This window comes from Streptomyces sp. NBC_00846, from assembly GCF_045207325.1.
Taxonomy (GTDB): Bacteria; Actinomycetota; Actinomycetes; order Streptomycetales; family Streptomycetaceae; genus Streptomyces.
On record NZ_CP108846.1, the window covers coordinates 1,163,866 to 1,182,014 of the forward strand.

At 68.7% G+C, this 18,149-nt stretch carries 16 protein-coding genes and 1 pseudogene; 4 read left to right on the forward strand and 13 right to left on the reverse strand.

Annotation, left to right across the window (positions count from 1 at the left end; translation table 11 throughout):
- Positions 1 to 114: 114 nt before the first annotated feature.
- Together pafA and OG936_RS05430 are read right to left on the reverse strand one after the other, a co-directional pair.
- Positions 115 to 1,476: a Pup--protein ligase gene (gene pafA, locus OG936_RS05425; protein ID WP_406492894.1), complete on the reverse strand. Its 1,362-nt coding sequence runs from the start codon at positions 1,474 to 1,476 to the stop codon at positions 115 to 117.
- A 9-nt stretch (positions 1,477 to 1,485) separates the two neighbouring features.
- The gene (locus OG936_RS05430) at positions 1,486 to 2,745 is read right to left on the reverse strand and encodes an MFS transporter (RefSeq protein ID WP_406492895.1); all 1,260 of its coding nucleotides are present in this window, start codon (positions 2,743 to 2,745) and stop codon (positions 1,486 to 1,488) included.
- 136 nt (positions 2,746 to 2,881) lie between these two features.
- Between OG936_RS05430 and OG936_RS05435 the strand changes: the two genes are divergently transcribed.
- Positions 2,882 to 3,928, forward strand: coding sequence for a LacI family DNA-binding transcriptional regulator (locus tag OG936_RS05435; protein ID WP_406492896.1), 1,047 nt, complete (start codon positions 2,882 to 2,884; stop codon positions 3,926 to 3,928).
- Positions 3,929 to 3,973: 45 nt separating this feature from the next.
- On the opposite strand, the gene prcA is transcribed toward OG936_RS05435, so the two are convergent.
- From prcA to arc, 6 genes and pseudogenes are all read right to left on the reverse strand, one after another.
- Positions 3,974 to 4,798: a proteasome subunit alpha gene (prcA, locus tag OG936_RS05440; RefSeq protein ID WP_383753710.1), complete on the reverse strand. Its 825-nt coding sequence runs from the start codon at positions 4,796 to 4,798 to the stop codon at positions 3,974 to 3,976.
- A 58-nt stretch (positions 4,799 to 4,856) separates the two neighbouring features.
- Positions 4,857 to 5,702: a proteasome subunit beta gene (prcB, locus tag OG936_RS05445; RefSeq protein WP_406492898.1), complete on the reverse strand. Its 846-nt coding sequence runs from the start codon at positions 5,700 to 5,702 to the stop codon at positions 4,857 to 4,859.
- Positions 5,654 to 5,844: pseudogene (locus tag OG936_RS05450) on the reverse strand (endonuclease domain-containing protein); the annotation flags it as partial. The gene prcB and the pseudogene OG936_RS05450, both read right to left, overlap by 49 nt.
- 101 nt (positions 5,845 to 5,945) lie before the next feature.
- Complete coding sequence (locus tag OG936_RS05455; RefSeq protein ID WP_383753714.1) at positions 5,946 to 6,164, reverse strand: ubiquitin-like protein Pup; 219 nt, start codon at positions 6,162 to 6,164, stop codon at positions 5,946 to 5,948.
- Positions 6,165 to 6,284: 120 nt separating this feature from the next.
- Complete coding sequence (gene dop / locus OG936_RS05460) at positions 6,285 to 7,796, reverse strand: depupylase/deamidase Dop (protein ID WP_406492900.1); 1,512 nt, start codon at positions 7,794 to 7,796, stop codon at positions 6,285 to 6,287.
- A 233-nt stretch (positions 7,797 to 8,029) separates the two neighbouring features.
- Positions 8,030 to 9,796, reverse strand: coding sequence for a proteasome ATPase (gene arc / locus OG936_RS05465; protein WP_406492901.1), 1,767 nt, complete (start codon positions 9,794 to 9,796; stop codon positions 8,030 to 8,032).
- Between the two features lie 241 nt (positions 9,797 to 10,037).
- On the opposite strand from arc, the gene OG936_RS05470 reads away from it, so the two are divergent.
- Positions 10,038 to 10,349 (forward strand): ferredoxin, encoded by a 312-nt coding sequence (locus tag OG936_RS05470; protein ID WP_266907129.1) that lies wholly within the window; start codon positions 10,038 to 10,040, stop codon positions 10,347 to 10,349.
- 39 nt (positions 10,350 to 10,388) lie between these two features.
- On the opposite strand, the gene OG936_RS05475 is transcribed toward OG936_RS05470, so the two are convergent.
- The 3 genes from OG936_RS05475 to OG936_RS05485 form a co-directional block, all read right to left on the reverse strand.
- Positions 10,389 to 10,967: a hypothetical protein gene (locus OG936_RS05475; RefSeq protein ID WP_406492903.1), complete on the reverse strand. Its 579-nt coding sequence runs from the start codon at positions 10,965 to 10,967 to the stop codon at positions 10,389 to 10,391.
- Between the two features lie 250 nt (positions 10,968 to 11,217).
- Entirely contained in the window at positions 11,218 to 12,123 is a 906-nt protein-coding gene (locus OG936_RS05480; protein WP_093541283.1) for a tRNA (adenine-N1)-methyltransferase, read from the reverse strand.
- A 69-nt stretch (positions 12,124 to 12,192) separates the two neighbouring features.
- On the reverse strand, positions 12,193 to 13,443 hold the full coding sequence (locus OG936_RS05485) for a site-2 protease family protein (protein WP_406500316.1): 1,251 nt from the start codon (positions 13,441 to 13,443) through the stop codon (positions 12,193 to 12,195).
- Positions 13,444 to 13,614: 171 nt separating this feature from the next.
- Between OG936_RS05485 and OG936_RS05490 the strand changes: the two genes are divergently transcribed.
- Both OG936_RS05490 and OG936_RS05495 read left to right on the forward strand, forming a co-directional pair.
- On the forward strand, positions 13,615 to 14,460 hold the full coding sequence (locus OG936_RS05490) for a RecB family exonuclease (protein WP_406500318.1): 846 nt from the start codon (positions 13,615 to 13,617) through the stop codon (positions 14,458 to 14,460).
- Positions 14,461 to 14,469: 9 nt separating this feature from the next.
- Positions 14,470 to 15,141, forward strand: coding sequence for a response regulator transcription factor (locus OG936_RS05495; RefSeq protein WP_093541287.1), 672 nt, complete (start codon positions 14,470 to 14,472; stop codon positions 15,139 to 15,141).
- 66 nt (positions 15,142 to 15,207) lie between these two features.
- Here the strand turns inward: OG936_RS05495 and OG936_RS05500 are convergent, their stop codons facing one another.
- Positions 15,208 to 16,809: an ABC transporter substrate-binding protein gene (locus OG936_RS05500; RefSeq protein ID WP_406492905.1), complete on the reverse strand. Its 1,602-nt coding sequence runs from the start codon at positions 16,807 to 16,809 to the stop codon at positions 15,208 to 15,210.
- A gap of 526 nt (positions 16,810 to 17,335) precedes the next feature.
- Positions 17,336 to 18,037, reverse strand: a complete 702-nt coding sequence (locus OG936_RS05505; RefSeq protein ID WP_383753726.1) for an HAD family hydrolase — start codon at positions 18,035 to 18,037, stop codon at positions 17,336 to 17,338.
- Between the last annotated feature and the right edge of the window lie 112 nt (positions 18,038 to 18,149).

The window sequence follows — 18,149 nt, forward strand, 5'->3', positions numbered from 1 at the left end:
TCTCAGACGGCACAGTTGGTTGAGTCCCCGACACTCTAGGGCGTACGCAGGGCCCCGTACGAGGAACGTACGGGGCCCGCGTCGCGTCGGAGTCCGGGAATTCCTGTCGCCGGCTCACATACCCGCGATCAGCTTCTCCACTCGGTCGTCCACCGAACGGAACGGGTCCTTGCACAACACCGTGCGCTGCGCCTGGTCGTTGAGCTTGAGATGGACCCAGTCGACGGTGAAGTCCCGCCGCTGCTCCTGGGCCCTGCGGATGAAGTCCCCGCGCAGTCGCGCCCTGGTCGTCTGCGGGGGCACGGACTTGCCCTCGAAGATCTTCAGGTCGTTGCAGACACGGGCGGCCTTCCCCTTGCGCTCCAGCAGGTAGTACAGGCCGCGACGGCGGTGGATGTCGTGGTACGCGAGGTCTATCTGGGCAACCCGCGGATGCGACATCGTCATGTTGTGCTTGGCGCGGTACCGCTCGATGAGCTTGTACTTCATCACCCAGTCGATCTCGGTCTCGATCCGGTCGAGATCCTCGGCCTCGACCGCGTCGAGCGTACGGCCCCACAGCTCCAGGACCTGGGCGACCGTTCCGGTGCGGATGCCGCGGCGGTCGACGAAGTCGACGGCCTTCTCGTAGTACTCGCGCTGCACCTCGATGGCGGATGCCTCACGGCCGCTGGCCAGGCGCACCTTGCGCTGCCCCGTGGTGTCGTGGCTGACCTCACGGATCGCCCGGATCGGGTTCTCCAGCGTCAGATCCCGCATCACGGTGCCCGCCTCGATCATGCGGAGCACCAGATCGGTGGCGCCGACCTTGAGCAGCATCGTCGTCTCGGACATGTTGGAGTCACCAACGATGACGTGGAGACGGCGGTACCGCTCCGCGTCCGCGTGCGGTTCGTCACGCGTGTTGATGATCGGGCGGGAGCGGGTCGTCGCGGAGCTGACGCCCTCCCAGATGTGCTCGGCACGCTGGCTGACGCAGTAGACGGCGCCCCGTGGGGTCTGCAGCACCTTGCCCGCGCCGCAGATCAGCTGCCTCGTGACGAGGAAGGGAATGAGGATGTCCGCGAGCCGGGAGAATTCTCCGTGTCGCGCCACGAGATAGTTCTCATGACATCCGTAGGAGTTTCCCGCCGAGTCGGTGTTGTTCTTGAAGAGATAGACGTCGCCCGCGATTCCCTCCTCGTGCAGGCGGCGTTCGGCGTCGACGAGCAGACCTTCGAGAATGCGCTCGCCGGCCTTGTCGTGGGTGACCAGCTCGGTCAGGTTGTCGCATTCGGGGGTTGCATACTCCGGATGCGATCCCACGTCGAGGTAGAGGCGGGCGCCGTTCCGCAGAAAGACATTGCTGCTGCGGCCCCATGACACAACACGGCGGAAGAGGTAGCGCGCCACTTCATCAGGAGACAGTCGGCGCTGTCCCCTGAACGTGCACGTGACGCCGTACTCGTTCTCCAGCCCGAAAATGCGGCGGTCCATGACTGAACATTACGCCTGATGGCCTGAACTGAAACCGGGTTCGACAGCACCGTTTCGATCATTTTCCGATCCCCGTACAGCAACTGCCGTACGCCCGGGAACTGCGAGGACCCTTCCCGTGGCCAGCAGAACCAGCAGCGCCGCCACCCCACCGGCCCCCGCGACGGCGAAGCTCCACGTCGTGCCGCCCAGTTCGACGGCCGGGCCCGCCACGGCCGTTCCCGCCGCCGCGCCCACCCCGAACGTCGTCACGAGCCAGGAGAACGCCTCCGTCACCGTGCCCCGCGGAGCATGCCGGTCGACCACGATGAACGAGCAGGCGATCGCGGGCGCCAGGAAAACTCCGGCCACTGCCGACAGAGCGGTCATCGCGACCACTCCCGGGGTCAGCATCAGCGGCAGATAGCCGAGCGCCAGCAGTGCGACGATGACCCGCAGCCGGCGTTCCGGAGCCCCGGCCCACTGCCGCGCCCCGTACACCGCGCCACCCACCAGCGCACCCAGCCCCAGCGCGGCCATCAGCCAGCCGTACACCGACTCCCGGCCGTGGTCGTCGGCGTACGCCACCCCGGCCACCGTGATGGAACCGAGCGCGAGCCCGACGAAGAAGAACGAACCGAGCAGTGCCAGCAGCCCCGGCGAACGCAGCGCACCCAGCCAGTGCGCCTCCCGGGGCGCCGAACGCCAGGCACGGGACGGCTCCGAGAGGACGACGGAAAGCGCGCCCAGAACCCCTATTGCGTTGATGACCAGCAGGGCGGCGGCGGGCGACCAGAGCGAGACGAGCAGCGTCACCAGCAGCGGGCCCACGGTGAACATGACCTCCTGGGCGACGGCGTCCATCGCGTACGCCCGGTGCACCCGTTCCTCACCGCCCAGAACGGTCGGCCACAGCGCTCGCAGACCGCCTTCCAGCGGCGGCGTGAAGACTCCGGCCACCATCACCGCGCCGCAGGCCAGCGGCAGCGACCCCAGGCCCACCAGGGCCAGCAGGGCCATGCCCAGCGCCGAGGCCACGGCGGCCGGGAACTGGACACGTGGCTGGCCGTACAGGTCCACGGCGCGGCCCAGGAGCGGCTGCCCGACCGCGGTGGACAGCCCGTACACGGCCGCGAGCGCGCCGGCGAGGGTGTAGCTGCCGCCCTCGGCCCGGGTGAACAGCACGATCGCGATGTGGGCGGTGCCGCTCGGCAGCCGCCCCACCAGGGTCCCCGTGAGCAAACGGGCGGCATGCCGCGCCCGGAGGATGTCCAGATATCCCGCGGCCATGTCCCGCCCCTCTCCTCCGGGTACTCTCGGGCACCTGAAGTTTTACGTATAACGTCGAGGTTCATACGTACCATGTGCCCAGTCCGCAGGTCCACCTCACGGCGCCTGCCCTCCCCGTCCGGCCCGGAGGCCCCGAGTGACCAGCGCACCGCAGTCGCGTCCCGCCCCGCCCCGGCCCACCAGCCGCGATGTCGCGCGGGCCGCCGGGGTCTCGCAGACCACCGTCTCCCTCGTGCTCGGCGACAAATGGCGCGGCCGGGTCTCCGAGGCCACCGCCGAACGCGTACGGCACGCCGCCCGCGGCCTCGGCTACCAGCCCAACCTCGCCGCCCGTAGCCTCCGCCTCGGCCGCACCAGGACCGCGCTGCTCGTCGTCCCCGCGCTCACCAGCGAGTTCTTCGCGCGCGTCTACACCGGCGCTGCCGCGGTCGCCGCCGAGCACGGCTTCGGGGTCGTCCTCTATCCGTCGCCCGAGGGCACCGGCCCGGCCAGGGATCCGTTCGCCTCGGCGCGCGCCTCGCTCGACGGGGTGATCGCCTCGTCCATGGCCGCCGGAGCCCTCGACGCGCTGCGCGGCGCCGGTCTGCCGCTGATCATGCTCGACAGCGACCCGGCGGACACCGGTGTCGCGGCCCGGGTCAACCTCGACATCGCCGACGGCATGCGGCAGATCGCGGACCATCTGCTCGCGCTCGGCCACCGCCGCTTCGTCCACCTCGCGTCGGCAATCGACTCCTGGACCTTCGCCGCCCGCGCCCGGGCCCTCCACGACGCGCTGAAGGCGGTGCCCGGCACCTCCCTACGGACCGTCGCGGCGACGCTCGATGTCCCCGCGGGCCGCGCGGCCACGGAGCGGGCGCTGGCCGCCCCCGGCCCCCGGCCCACCGCCCTCGTCTGCGACGACGACATCCTCGCCGCGGGCGCCTGCAAGGCCGCCCGCAGGCTCGGGCTCCGGGTCCCCGACGACCTCTCCGTCACCGGTTTCGACGATCTGGCCCTGGCCACGGCCGTCGAACCCGAGCTCACCACCGTGCAGCTGCCCGCCGAACAGGTCGGCGAACGCGGCATGGCCGCGCTGCTGGCAGTCCTGGACGGCCGCCCGGCCGAGCCCGGCAGCCTGCCCGTGCGGCTGGTGGCACGCGGCTCCTCGGCACCCCCGCCCGCGGACGGCCCGCGGACATGACGGTGCCCCGGCCCGCCGGGAGGGGCGGACCGGGGCACCGGAGGACTACTCCACGTCCCCACCGGAATCGGTGGAATCGGTGGACTTGGTGATGTCCGTCGTGCTCGCGGGAGACTCGGATTCCTCGCCGTCCTCGATGTCGGAGGGGGCGTCCGTCGGAGCGGCGCCGCCGTCCGCCTCCAGCAGCCGTGCCAGCTGCCGGCCGACGATCCGCTTGAACTTCCGCTGCTGCGGCCTCGTACGGTCCAGGACCGCGACCTCCAGCCGCTCCGCGGGGATCTCCCGCTCGCTGCCGTTGGGATCGCGGGACAGCGCCTGCACGGCCAGCTTGAGCGCCTCGGCGAGCGTCATCCCGTCACGGTGCCGCTGGTCCAGGAAGGTGCTGATCTGCTCGGCGTTGCCGCCGACGGCGACGGAGCCGTGCTCGTCGACGATCGAGCCGTCGTGCGGCAGCCGGTAGATCTGGTCTCCCTCCGGCTCGGTACCCACCTCGGCCACCACCAGCTCCACCTCGTACGGCTTCTCGGCCGCACTGGAGAAGATGGTGCCCAGCGTCTGCGCGTACACGTTGGCCAGCCCACGGGCCGTCACATCGTCACGGTCGTAGGTGTATCCGCGCAGATCGGCGTAGCGCACACCACCGATGCGGAGGTTCTCGTACTCGTTGTACTTGCCGGCGGCGGCGAAACCGATCCGGTCATAGATCTCGCTGAACTTGTGCAGCGCACGGGACGGGTTCTCGCCGACGAACACAATGCCGTCGGCGTACTGCAGCACAACCAGGCTGCGACCACGGGCGATGCCCTTCCGGGCGTATTCCGCCCGGTCGGCCATGGCCTGCTGGGGTGAGACATAGAACGGCGTCGACACCGGTTATCCGTCCCTTCCTGTCAGTGACAAAAGCATCGAAGAAGCTGCGGAACGACGGTCAGAGCAGCGCGGCGCGCGGGCCGTCGGGCTGTTCCAGCCGGCGTTCCAGAACCGAGCGGGCGATCTCGGCGGATTCCACCTCGGTCAGCTTCCGGAAGCCCTCGTCGGTGATGACGGTGACGATCGGATAGATCCGCCGGGCCACATCGGGACCACCGGTCGCCGAATCGTCGTCCGCGGCGTCGTACAGCGCCTGGACGACCAGGGTGAGGGCCTGCTGCTCCGTCAGATCTTCGCGGTAGAGCTTCTTCATCGACCCACGGGCGAAGATCGACCCGGAGCCGGTGGCCGCGTAGCCGACCTCCTCGGAACGGCCGCCGGTGACGTCGTACGAGAAGATCCGGCCCTTCTCCCGGTCGATGTCGAAGCCGGCGAAGAGTGGTACGACGGCGAGGCCCTGCATGGCCATCGCCAGATTGCTGCGGATCATCGTGGAGAGCCGGTTCGCCTTGCCCTCCAGGGAGAGCTGGGCGCCCTCGACCTTCTCGAAGTGCTCCAGCTCCAACTGGAAGAGCTTGACCATCTCCACAGCCAGTCCGGCCGTACCGGCGATGCCCACCGCCGAATACTCGTCGGCCGGGAAGACCTTCTCGATGTCGCGCTGCGCGATCATGTTGCCCATGGTCGCCCGCCGGTCGCCGGCCAGAACCACCCCGCCGGGGAACGTCGCCGCGACGATGGTCGTCCCGTGCGGCGCCTCGATGGCCCCCTGCAGGGGCGGCAGGTTCCGGTTGCCCGGAAGCAGCTGGGGAGAATGGTCGGACAGGAAATCCATGAACGAAGAGGATCCCGGCGTCAGGAAGGCAGCTGGTAGACGCCCGGTGCTACGAGTGTTGGCTTCCACGCGTTTCCCTCCAGGTATGCGACGGCCCTGCGCAGGGTGTCAGGATCGTCTCCCAACGTGCCGATGGCCGAATTGCAGTCGATGCGGTTACGCCACGGACCCTACCCGCCCCGTGGCAGTGGTCCACATGAACTGCGGGGGCAGCGGCACCGCACCCGCGGTGCCGCTTGTGGACGCGCGGTACGGGCAGACCTCGCCCGCACCGCGCACGCCTCACCACTCCCCCGCGTTCACATCCGTGAACTACTGTCCACCCTTTTGGACAAATGACCGGACGAAGTCCTCGGCGTTGGCCTCGAGGACATCATCGATCTCGTCGAGAACGTCGTCGACATCGTCGCTCAGCTTCTCCTGGCGCTCCTTGAGATCCTCGGACGCCTGCGCATCCTGCGCCTGCTCCTCGACCTCCTCCGTGGAACGCGTCGCCTTCTGCTGTCCGCCGCCGGTGTCCTTGGTCGCCATATAGCTCACCCCGCTCGGTTCGAAGCACTTGATCAGACCCTACCCACGGGGTCCGACATTGGCCCGGTAGTTGTCTCAACGTCCGGGGGTCATCCCGATGTTTCCCCGATCGCGGCCCTTTCAGCCGCCCGACAGCACCTGAACCAGCTCTTCCGCCGTGCGGCAGCGGTCCAGGAGCTCCTTGACGTGGTTACGGGTGCCCCGGAGCGGTTCCAGGGTGGGCACCCGCTGCAGCGAGTCATGGCCCGGCAGATCGAAGATGACCGAGTCCCAGGAGGCTGCGGCCACGTCATCGGCGTACTGCTCCAGGCAGCGGCCGCGGAAGTAGGCCCTGGTGTCCTCCGGAGGCCCCGTACGGGCCTTCTCGACGTCACGGTCGTCCAGCAGGCGCTTCATCTTGCCGCGGGCCGCCAGACGGTTGTACAGGCCCTTCTCGGCCCGCACGTCGGCGTACTGGAGGTCCACCAGGTGCAACCGCGCCGCGTCCCAGTCCAGACTGTCACGGCGGCGGTAGCCCTCCATGAGTTCCCGCTTGGCGATCCAGTCGAGCTCGCCGGACAGGCTCATCGGATCGTTCTCCAGCCGGTTGAGGGTGTCCTCCCAGCGGACCAGGACGTCCTTGGTCTGCTCGTCGGCGTCCGCCCCGTACCGCTCCTCGACGTACTTGCGGCCCAGCTCGAAGTACTCCATCTGAAGCTGTACCGCGGTGAGCGTGCGCCCGCTGCGCAGCGTGATCAGGTGCTGCAGCGTCGGGTCGTGGGAGACGTGGTGGAGCGTGCGCACCGGCTGGTCGACCGCGAGATCGACGTTGATGAAGCCGTCCTCGATCATGGAGAGGACCAGGGCGGTGGTACCGAGTTTGAGGTAGGTGGAGATCTCCGAGAGGTTCGCGTCGCCGATGATCACATGGAGCCGGCGGTACTTCTCCGCGTCGGAGTGCGGTTCGTCGCGGGTGTTGATGATGGGGCGCTTGAGGGTGGTCTCCAGGCCGACCTCGACCTCGAAGTAGTCGGCACGCTGACTGATCTGGAAGCCGTGCTCGTGGCCGTCCTGGCCGATTCCCACGCGTCCCGCGCCGGTGACCACCTGGCGGGAGACGAAGAACGGGGTCAGATGGCGCACGATGTCGGAGAAGGGGGTTTCCCGCTTCATCAGGTAGTTCTCGTGCGTGCCGTACGAGGCGCCCTTGTTGTCGGTGTTGTTCTTGTAGAGGTGGATCGGCTGGGCGCCGGGCAGCTGGGCCGCGCGCTCGGCCGCTTCGGCCATGATGCGTTCGCCGGCCTTGTCCCAGAGGACCCCGTCCCGCGGATTGGTGACCTCCGGGGAGCTGTATTCCGGGTGCGCGTGGTCGACGTAGAGGCGGGCCCCGTTGGTGAGGATGACGTTGGCGAGGCCGATGTCCTCGTCGGTGAGCTGGCTGGAGTCCGCGGTCTCGCGGGCGAGGTCGAAACCTCGCGCGTCCCGCAGCGGGTTCTCCTCCTCGAAGTCCCAGCGGGCGCGGCGCGCCCGGTGCATCGCCGCCGCGTAGGCGTTGACGATCTGGGACGAGGTGAGCATGGCATTGGCGTTGGGGTGGCCGGGGACGGAGATCCCGTACTCCGTCTCGATGCCCATTACTCGCCGTACGGTCATGCGGCCCTCCTTGCCCGGCGGCGCTCCCTTGAGGGGCGGCGCTCAAGTACCGCTGCTTGTCGGTGCGCGTGCGTGCCCGTCCACGCACTGCGCGACCGGGCGGTACGCAAGAGCCTAGAGCGCCTCTGTGCTGGTGGGGAGATCAATTACGTCATTGCTGCGGTGTCGTGCGAGCTGTCCGGAAAGCGACCGGCTGCGGATGCCCGGCCGGGCATCCGCAGCCGGTCCGCGTTCTACAGGTACTGCCCGGTATTCGCCACCGTGTCGATGGAGCGACCGGTGTCCGCGCCCTGCTTTCCGGTGACGAGCGTGCGGATGAAGACGATCCGCTCGCCCTTCTTGCCGGAGATGCGGGCCCAGTCGTCCGGGTTCGTGGTGTTCGGCAGGTCCTCGTTCTCCTTGAACTCGTCCACGCATGCCTGGAGGAGATGGGAGACGCGAAGGCCCTTCTGACGCTGGTCGAGGAAGTCCTTGATGGCCATCTTCTTGGCCCGGTCGACGATGTTCTGGATCATCGCGCCGGAATTGAAGTCCTTGAAGTAGAGGACTTCCTTGTCGCCGTTGGCGTACGTGACTTCGAGGAAGCGGTTCTCCTCGGACTCGGTGTACATCCGCTCGACGACGGACTGGATCATCGCGTGCGTGGCGGCTTCCTTGGAGCCGGTGTGCTCCGCGAGGTCGTCCGCGTGCAGGGGCAGCGAAGGCGTGAGGTACTTCGCGAAGATGTCCTTCGCGGCCTCCGCGTCGGGGCGCTCGATCTTGATCTTCACATCGAGGCGGCCGGGGCGCAGGATCGCGGGGTCGATCATGTCCTCGCGGTTGGAGGCGCCGATGACGATGACGTTCTCCAGGCCCTCGACACCGTCGATCTCGGCGAGCAACTGGGGGACGATGGTGTTCTCCACGTCCGAGCTGACGCCGGATCCCCGGGTGCGGAAGAGGGACTCCATCTCGTCGAAGAAGACGATGACGGGGGTGCCCTCACTCGCCTTCTCGCGCGCCCGCTGGAAGACCAGGCGGATGTGCCGCTCGGTCTCGCCGACGTACTTGTTGAGGAGTTCCGGGCCCTTGATGTTGAGGAAGTAGCTCTTGCCCGCGGGCTGGCCGGTGACTTCGGCGACCTTCTTGGCAAGGGAGTTGGCCACCGCCTTGGCGATGAGTGTCTTGCCGCAGCCGGGCGGCCCGTAGAGCAGGATGCCCTTCGGCGGCCGCAGTTCGTGCTCCTTGAAGAGGTCGGGGTGGAGGTAGGGGAGCTCGACCGCGTCCCGGATCAGCTCGATCTGGTCGCCCAGGCCGCCGATCTTGCTGTAGTCGATGTCCGGCACCTCTTCGAGGACGAGCTCTTCGACCTCGCTCTTGGGCACCACTTCGTAGACGTAGCCGGACCTGGGTTCGAGCAGCAGGGCGTCGCCGGGGCGGATGGTGGCGTCCAGCAGCGGCTCCGCGAGCCGTACCACCCGTTCCTCGTCGGTGTGCCCGATGACCAGGGCGCGTTCGCCGTCCTCAAGGACTTCCTTGAGGGTCACGATGTCCCCGGCCCGTTCGAATTCCATGGCGTCGACCACGTTGAGCGCTTCGTTGAGCATGACTTCCTGGCCGCGCCGGAGGTCGTCGAGCTCGACGCCGGGGCTGACATTCACCCGGAGTTTCCGGCCTCCGGTAAAGAGGTCGCAGGTGCCGTCCTCATTGCCCTGCAAGAACACACCGAAACCGGCAGGCGGCTGTGCGAGCCGGTCGACCTCTTCCTTGAGGGCCACGATCTGGTCGCGGGCCTCGCGGAGCGTGTTGGCGAGCCGCTCGTTCTGCGCGGACACGCCTGCCAGGTTGGTCTGCAACTCGACGATCCGCTCTTCGAGAATCCTCGTATGGCGCGGAGAGTCGGCGAGCTTACGTCGCAGGACGGCGATTTCCTGCTCAAGATAGGCGACCTGGCCGGCTGGGTCTTCGGACCCCCGCCCGGGCCGGATGCCGCGGTTGATGTCGTCGTCGTGGGCTGCCACGGTCCTCACCTCCTCCAAGGGGAGCTGGACGCTTCCTGACCCTACCTGGGTGGGTGATGATTGAAACCCCTAGATCACAAAGACTGCGGGGCGTGTCCGATCTTCACCCTTGCGTTCCCCCTCGTGAGAGGGGAATACCCACCCTTCAACATCGGAAAGCGGCCAGTTGTATCGTCGAACCGTTCAACACCCGTCAGTGCTGGCTTCATTTGGTTCGGATACGTAGGGAACGGCAGGAGAAATGACCGTGCAGCAGGAGGCTCCCACCGGCAGCGACACTCAGGACCTGGAGGTCTGGATCGACCAGGACCTGTGCACGGGGGACGGGATCTGCGTGCAGTACGCACCCGAGGTGTTCGAGCTGGACATCGACGGCCTGGCGTATGTGAAGAGCGGTGACGACGAGCTGCTGCAGGACAAGGGCGCGACCACACCCGTACCGCTTCCGCTGCTTCAGGATGTCGTCGATTCGGCCAAGGAATGCCCGGGCGACTGCATCCATGTACGTCGCGTTTCGGACAGGGTCGAGGTGTACGGACCCGAGGCCGCCTGATCCGGCGGTTGTGGGCGGGCGGGCACGCGCGGTGACCGCTCAGGCACTGCCGGGGCCGGCCTGGATGGTGCGGACGAACGCACCGCCCTGCCACCGCCAGGTGACCTTTTCCTGCTGGTCGGGACAGCAGCGGGGTACGTCGGCCGAGGAGTAGCCGAACAGGGTGGCGAAGACGGCTCCGTCTCGCACCGCGAAATCGCCGATGCTCATCTGCTGGGCGGGGTCCACCAGGGTCGCCACGATCCGGGGCGCGGCCCCGTCTCCCTGTGTGAGGACGTAGACACCGCTGGGCGGGGTGCCGGATCCGGCCGCGCAGTGGACCACGGCGACGGTCTCGGGGCGGCCGTCGCCGTCGAGGTCGCCGGGCGCCTGCTGGGCCACGGTGTTCTCCAGCCCGGCGCATTCCAGGGGGTAGGCCACCCGCTGCGGATCGGGGGCGGCGACGGGCGCGGTGCCGTGCTGTGCGGCGGTCCCGTGGGGGGCCGAGGCGGAGGCGGTGGGCTCCGGCTGGAGCATGCCGGCTGCCGCGATGACAGCGGCCATCGCTGTCGCGGTGGCGAGCCAGTGGAGCGGCTTGGTGTCGGTGTGCGCGAGGTCCGGGAGCTCGGAGGGCTGCACGCGGGATGTCTCCTGTGGTTCCTGTGGATCGGGGATGCCTGGTCGGGCGGTGGCACCGGTGGGACGTCCGCGGTGGTGCGGGGTGGCCAGCATCGTGCCACACCGCACAGATCAGGGGAACGGTGGGGTCGGCCACGGACGCGTGTCCGTAGCGGCAACGAGGAGGCGCCACCGCCGAGTTCCCGGGTCGGTCCGGGAACTCGGCGGCGGCGCCGGTACGTTGTGCGGTCGGAGGTCACCCGACAGCCTCTCAGCCGCGGGAGGAGCCGCTCTGGCTGCCGGGACCGTCGTAGTCCTCGCCGTAGGCGCCCTTGGCGGGGCGGCGGCGGCGCAGCGGGGCCTCCACACCGTCGGCCAGGCGGCGGGCGGTGACGAGGAAGCCGGTGTGGCCGATCATGCGGTGGTCCGGGCGGACGGCCAGGCCTTCGACGTGCCAGTTGCGGATCATCGATTCCCAGGGCTGCGGTTCGGCGAAGCAGCCGATCTCGCGGATCGACTCGACGGTCCGCGCGAGCTGCGTGGTGGTCGCGACGTACGCGCAGAGGATGCCGCCGGGCACGAGCGCCTTGGAGACGGCCTCCAGACACTCCCAGGGGGCGAGCATGTCGAGGATGACACGGTCGACGTCGGTGTCCGAGAGGTTGTCCTGGAGGTCGCCGACGGTGAGCTGCCAGGCGGGGTGCGGTTCGCCGAAGTAGCGTTCCACGTTCTGCTGGGCGATCTCGGCGAAGTCCTCGCGACGCTCGTAGGAGTGCAGCATGCCCTGGTCGCCGATGGCGCGCAGCAGGAAGGTGGAGAGCGAGCCGGAGCCGACGCCGGCTTCCACGACGCGGGCGCCGGGGAAGATGTCCGCGAAGGCCAGGATCTGCCCCGCGTCCTTGGGGTAGACCACGGCGGCGCCGCGGGGCATGGACAGGACGTAGTCGGGGAGCAGGGGGCGCAGCGCGAGGTAGGCGACGTTTCCCGTGGTTCGGACAACACTGCCCTCGGGGGCACCGATCAGCTCGTCGTGCGGGAAAGAACCCTTGTGGGTGTGGAAGTTCTTTCCGGCTTCGAGCGTGAAGGTGTAGTGGCGTCCCTTGGGATCGGTGAGCTGGACCTGGTCCCCGACCTTGAAGGGCCCGCGTCGGCGGGCGGCACCGGTCGGTTCAGACATGTGACCAGCCTACCGGTGATTCCCGGGGCTCCGACCGCGAGGCGGGGCGGACGCCGGGCCGGCAGCCTCTCAGGCGGCCGGCCTGGCCAGGGCGGCGACGAAGGCCCGTTCCACATCGGTGGTGGACAGCACTCCGTAGATCTCCCCGGTCTCCTCCAGAACGAGATACTCGGTGGCGGGATGGGCCTTGAGGCGGTCCAGGAGTGCTTCGCCGGCGAGCTCGGCGGAGATCTTCATGCCCTCCGTGAGGTCCTGGGCGAGGCCGCTGACGGCGACCCAGGGGCGGCGGTGTTCGGGGATGGAGACGATCGACGTTTCGCGGACGACGCCCATGGGTTCGCCGTGTCCGTCGACGACGACGAGGGCGCGGGCGCCCGCCTCGTTGGCGCGGCGCAGAGCCTCGGAGAGCGGGGTGTCGGCCTCCACGGGCACGGCGCGCCGGGTGAGGGTGCGGGCGCGCAGTTCGGGAAGGTGCTCGCGCAGCCGGGCCATGCGCAGGCTGTTGCCCGCTCCGGTCCAGATGATGGCGGCGAGGATGGCGGCGAGCAGGGCGTCGGTGACGGTCTCCATGCCGCTGAGCTCCCGGGGATTGTTCCCGAAGGAGCCGGTGTGGGTGAGCAGCGGGAGGCCGATGAGGGTGACGACGGCGAGGGCGCGGCCGACCCAGGCGGCGGCGACGGTGCCGCTCATCGGCCGGCCGGTGATCTTCCAGACGACGGCGCGGAGCATCCGTCCGCCGTCGAGCGGGAGGCCGGGCAGGAGGTTGAAGGCGGCCACCAGGAGGTTGGAGACCATCAGTCCGGCGAGGAGGACACCGGGCACCGTGCCGGGTTCGACGAACTTCGTCCCGGCGTAGAAGACGCCGGCGAGCACCAGGGAGAGCAGGGGGCCGACGAAGGCGAGGAGGAATTCGCGGCCGGGGGTCTCGGACTCCTTCTCGATCTCGGAGACGCCGCCGAAGAACTGGAGCTGGATGCGGCGCACCGGCAGCTTGTAGCGCAGCGCGACGACCGTGTGGGCGAGTTCGTGGACGAGTACGGAGGCGTAGAAGGCGATCGCGAAGAACAGGGAGACCAGATAGCGCGCGGCGCCGAGCTCGGGCAGCACCCGTTCGAGCTGGCCGCCGAAGACCCAGGTGATCAGTGCGGCCACGACGAACCAGCTGGGTGCGACGTACACGGGCACGCCGAACGGACGGCCCATGAGAAGGCCGCCTCCGGGTTCTTCGGGGCGCCGCGGCTCGCCCTTGTCGGGGCCGGTGCCGGGGGCTGTTCCCCCCGTACCGGGCTGCGGCCGCCCGCTGTCGCCGCTCTCGTCCACGAGGTCCCTTCGGTCGGTGCCGGTCGGCACGATCATGCAGTGTTCGAGGGTGTGTGGTCGATGGTATGCCGCCCGCTGTCAGTGGTGGGCCGTAGGGTCTTCGACATGACGTCCCTGCCGCGGCCGCCGCAGCCGCCTTCGTCCCTGTCGCCGTCGCGGGCGAGCGATTTCATGCAGTGTCCTCTGCTGTACCGCTTCCGGGTCATCGACAAACTGCCGGAGAAGCCCAGCGAAGCGGCAACCCGGGGCACGCTGGTGCACGCGGTGCTGGAGCGGCTCTTCGACAACCCGGCCGCGGAGCGCACGGCCGGCCGGGCCACGGCACTGATCCCGGCCCAGTGGGACCGGCTGCTGGAGTCGAAGCCGGAGCTATCGGAGCTGTTCGCGAAGGATGCCGGCGGCGAGCGGCTGTCGCGCTGGCTCTCCGAGGCGGAGAGCCTGGTGGAGCGGTGGTTCTCGCTGGAGGATCCGACGCGCCTGGAGCCCGCCGAGCGGGAGCTGTTCGTCGAGACGGAGCTGGAGTCGGGGCTGCGGCTGCGCGGGGTGATCGACCGGATCGATGTGGCACCCACGGGCGAGGTCCGGATCGTCGACTACAAGACGGGGAAGGCGCCGCGTCCGGAGTACGCGGAGGGTGCGCTCTTCCAGATGAAGTTCTACGCGCTGGTGATCTGGCGGCTGAAGGGTGTGGTGCCGCGGCGGCTCCAGCTCGTCTATCTCGGCAGCGGCGACATCATGACGTACGACCCGGTGGTGGCGGATCTGGAGCGGGTCGAGCGGAAGCTGCTGGCGCTCTGGGACGCGATCCGGCTGGCGACGGAGACGGGCGAGTGGCGGCCCCGGCCGACGAAGCTCTGCGGCTGGTGCGACCACCAGGCGGCCTGCCCCGAATTCGGCGGCACTCCCCCGGTATATCCGTTGTCCGTACGCCCGGCGGAATCCGAGCAGGATGTCCAGGGCAGAATGGATCCGGTCCGTGCCGAGGCCGCCCGGCCTGTGGCCCTGGAAGGACCTTGAGGAGACCTTGTGGCTATCCGCGTCCTACTGGTCGACGACCAACCGCTGCTGCGCACCGGCTTCCGGATGATTCTGGAGGCGGAGGGGGATCTCGCGGTGGTGGGCGAGGCCGGTGACGGCCTCCAGGCTCTCGACCAGGTGCGGGCGCTGCAGCCCGATGTGGTGCTGATGGACATCCGTATGCCGCGGATGGACGGCGTCGAGGCGACGCGTCAGATCACCGGTCCGGGCCGGGACGGTCCGGCGAAGGTGCTGGTGCTGACCACGTTCGATCTCGACGAGTACGTGGTGGAGGCGTTGCGCGCCGGCGCCAGCGGCTTCCTGTTGAAGGACGCTCCGGCCAATGAACTGGTGCAGGCGATCCGTGTGGTCGCGGCGGGCGAGGCGATGCTCGCTCCGAGCATCACCCGCAGGCTGCTCGACAAGTACGCGGATCATCTGCCGTCCGGCGAGGAGCCGGTGCCCGACACCCTGCACACGCTGACGGACCGTGAGGTCGAGGTGCTGAAGCTGGTGGCGCGCGGCCTGTCGAACGCGGAGATCGCCGCGGATCTGTTCGTCAGTGAGACGACGGTCAAGACGCATGTCGGCCATGTCCTGACGAAGCTCGGCCTGCGGGACCGGGTGCAGGCGGCCGTGTACGCGTACGAGAGCGGCCTGGTGCGCCCCGGCGCCCAGTGAGCGGACGAACGGGCCTGCGGAGCCGGCGTGCGCCCCGGCCGGGTACGGCCGGGGCGTCGTCCGTACTCAGACGGTGCTGTCGGCGAGCTCCCAGAGCTGGAGGTCGGCGGATGAGTTGACCGCCCATTCGACGCCGGTGAGGCCTTCGCGGGAGGCGACGTACTGCTTGCCCTGCCAGATCGGCAGTACGGGGACGTCCTGGGCAACGATGTCCTGGAGCCGCTGGAAGGTCTTGGCCGAGGCGCTGCGGTCGGACTCCCGGCGGGACTGCGGGATGAGCGTCTTCCGGGCCAGGTCCGACGTGTAGGGCGAGTTGAGGAAGTTGTTCCTGTCGAGGAACGACGCCGTGAAGTTGTCGGGGTCCGGGAAGTCGGGGAACCAGCCCATGCCGTACACCGCGTAGTCGCCGCGCACCTGCGCGGGGCGGTACTTCTCCCAGGCAGTGCCCTGGACGGTGACGTCGAACAGCCCGGTGTCGTTGAACTGCTTCTTCAGGGCTTCGAATTCGGTGGCCGTGCCGGTGCCGAAGTGGTCCGTCGTGTAGTGCAGGGTGAGCTTCACCGGGGTGTCGATGCGCGCGGCGTGCAGGATCGCTGCGGCCTTCGCGGTGCTGGGCTCGCCGTACTTGTTGTAGAACGAGTTGGTGTGCGCGGTGATGCCGGACGGGATCAGCGAGTACAGCGGCTCGGCCGTGGTGCCGTACACCTTGCTCGCGATCTCACCCCGGTCGATGACCTGGGCCATGGCCTGGCGTACGGCCTTGTTCTTCACGGCCGGGTCCTTGGTGTCGAAGCCGAGGAAGCGGACGGCGAGACCGGACATCTCGGTGAGCTTGATGCCGCTCTCGGGGTTTTCGAGCAGCTCCCGGGACTGCTCGGGTGACATGGTGCGGGTCATCATGTCGATCTTCTTGCTGTCCAGCGCCTTCCCCATCTTCTTGGCGTCGGGGAAGAGGTCCAGTTCGACCTCGTCGTTCCGTACCCTCAGATCGCCCTTGTAGTGCGGGTTCCTGGTGAAGAGGACCTTGACGACCCGGTGGTGCACGACTTCCGGCTTCATGGTGTACGGCCCGGAGCCGTCCACCTGGAATCCGGTACGCGCGGACTTCGCGGCGTACTTGCTCCGCGGCACTATCCCGGCGACCGGGGTGGCGAGCTTGTACGGGAACGTGGCGTCAGGCGTGCGGAGGTGGAAGACGACCTCCCGCTCGCCCCGCGTCTCGACGGTGTCGATGTTGGCGAGCAGGGCGACGGGCCCGTTGGCCGCATTGATGCGGATGACGCGGTCGATGGAGTACTTCACGTCATCGGCGGTGACCGGCTTGCCGTCGGCGAACTTCAGGCCGGCGCGCAGCTTGCAGCGGTAGCTCTCGTTCTGGGTGTCCGTGAAGATGCAGCTCTCGGCCGCTTCGGGCACCGGCTCGCCGCCGCCGCGCGGCACATGCGTCAGGGTTTGCACGGTCTGCCGGAGCACGTTCCACACGCCCGCTTCGTAGCCGATGGCAGGGTCGAGCGGTGCGGGATTCGCCTTGGAGGTCACGAACTGGTCCGTGGTGCCGACAACGATGGCGGCCCTGCCATCGCTCCCGTCACCCGCCGCGCCGCAGGCGGCGAGTGCGGGGGCGAGCAGGCCGACGACGGCCGGCAGCACCAGAGTCTTACGGTTCATTGTGGACGCTCTCCCTCATCCCGGCATGGAGAAAACGACATTAGCGGGCGGCGTCGGCAATGCCGGACCGGATATGCCCGGTGTGTAACCAGGCTGCGCCGGGAATTACCGGCGAGCCGTTTTCCCTGGCGGGGAGAGTTTCGGGCGAGAGGCCATCAATCGTGACACTTCGACACCCTGAATCGGACACCTCGGGCGATCTCGGAAGGCCCTCCTCTGCAATTCGGGTGACAAAGGTCATGCCCGGGCTCCTTTTTTCCTTTGTCGGGCGCCCGGCCTGCACGCACGTACACACGACAGAAAATGCACCATCCGATGCCGAGAGTTTTTCGGTTTAGAGGCCGCGCAGATAGGTGGGGTGGAGGAAGGAGCGGGGCGAGGGGCAAGCCTGGCAAGGCGGAGGAGGGAGGCGACGCGGAGCGTCGCCGACCGACGACAACGCCGCCAGGCGCCGCCCATCGGCACGCGACGCCGCCCCACCTATCTGCGCGGCCTCTTATTCACAGAAACACTCTCGGTGTGTGGATCACTGCATTCCCGTGACCAGCCCCCGGAGAAATGCGAGGTCGACTTCTTCGAGCGAACGTACGACCACACGGCCGGATGCCGGGGCGATCGGGGCGACGGACGGTACGGCGACCACCCGGCAGCCCGCGGCCTCCGCGGCCGCGACTCCGGTCGCGGTGTCCTCGATGACCGCACACCGCTCGGGCTCGGCCCCGAAGCCGGACGCGGCGGTGAGGTAGGGCTCCGGGTGCGGCTTCGTACGGGCGACCTCGTCGCCCGCGACGGTCAGCGAGAAGTGGTGGTGACCCACCGAGTCCAGCACCCGGTCGATGATCCGGCGGTGCGAGGCGGAGACCAGGGCGGTGGGAATCTCGTGCCTGGCCAGTTCGGCCAGCAGCCGTGCCGCACCCGGCATCAGCGGCACACCGCGGCCGATGCGCGCCTCGAAGCGGTCGTTGAGCAGCACGGTGAGTTCGGCGAGGGTGATGTCAGCGCCGGTCACATCCATGAGGTAGCCGGCGCTGCGGGTCATCGGCCCGCCGACCACCACGTCCCGCCATGCCTCGTCGAGCTGGTGCCCGAGCCCGGCGAAGACCTCCACTTCGGCGTCCCACCAGAAGCCCTCGGTGTCGACGAGGGTGCCGTCCATGTCGAGCAGGACGGCCTGCAGGGCGGCGCCTTCCGCCGTGCGGGTCATGGACACAGGAACCGTGCTGGTCATCCGGCACACCTTCCGTAAGGGACGAGAAGGCCGGCCGCCTTTTCCCGTGGGAAGGGCGACCGGCCTGCACTGGACCGACCAGTCTACGACTTGTTCTGCTGCGACGCGTCGA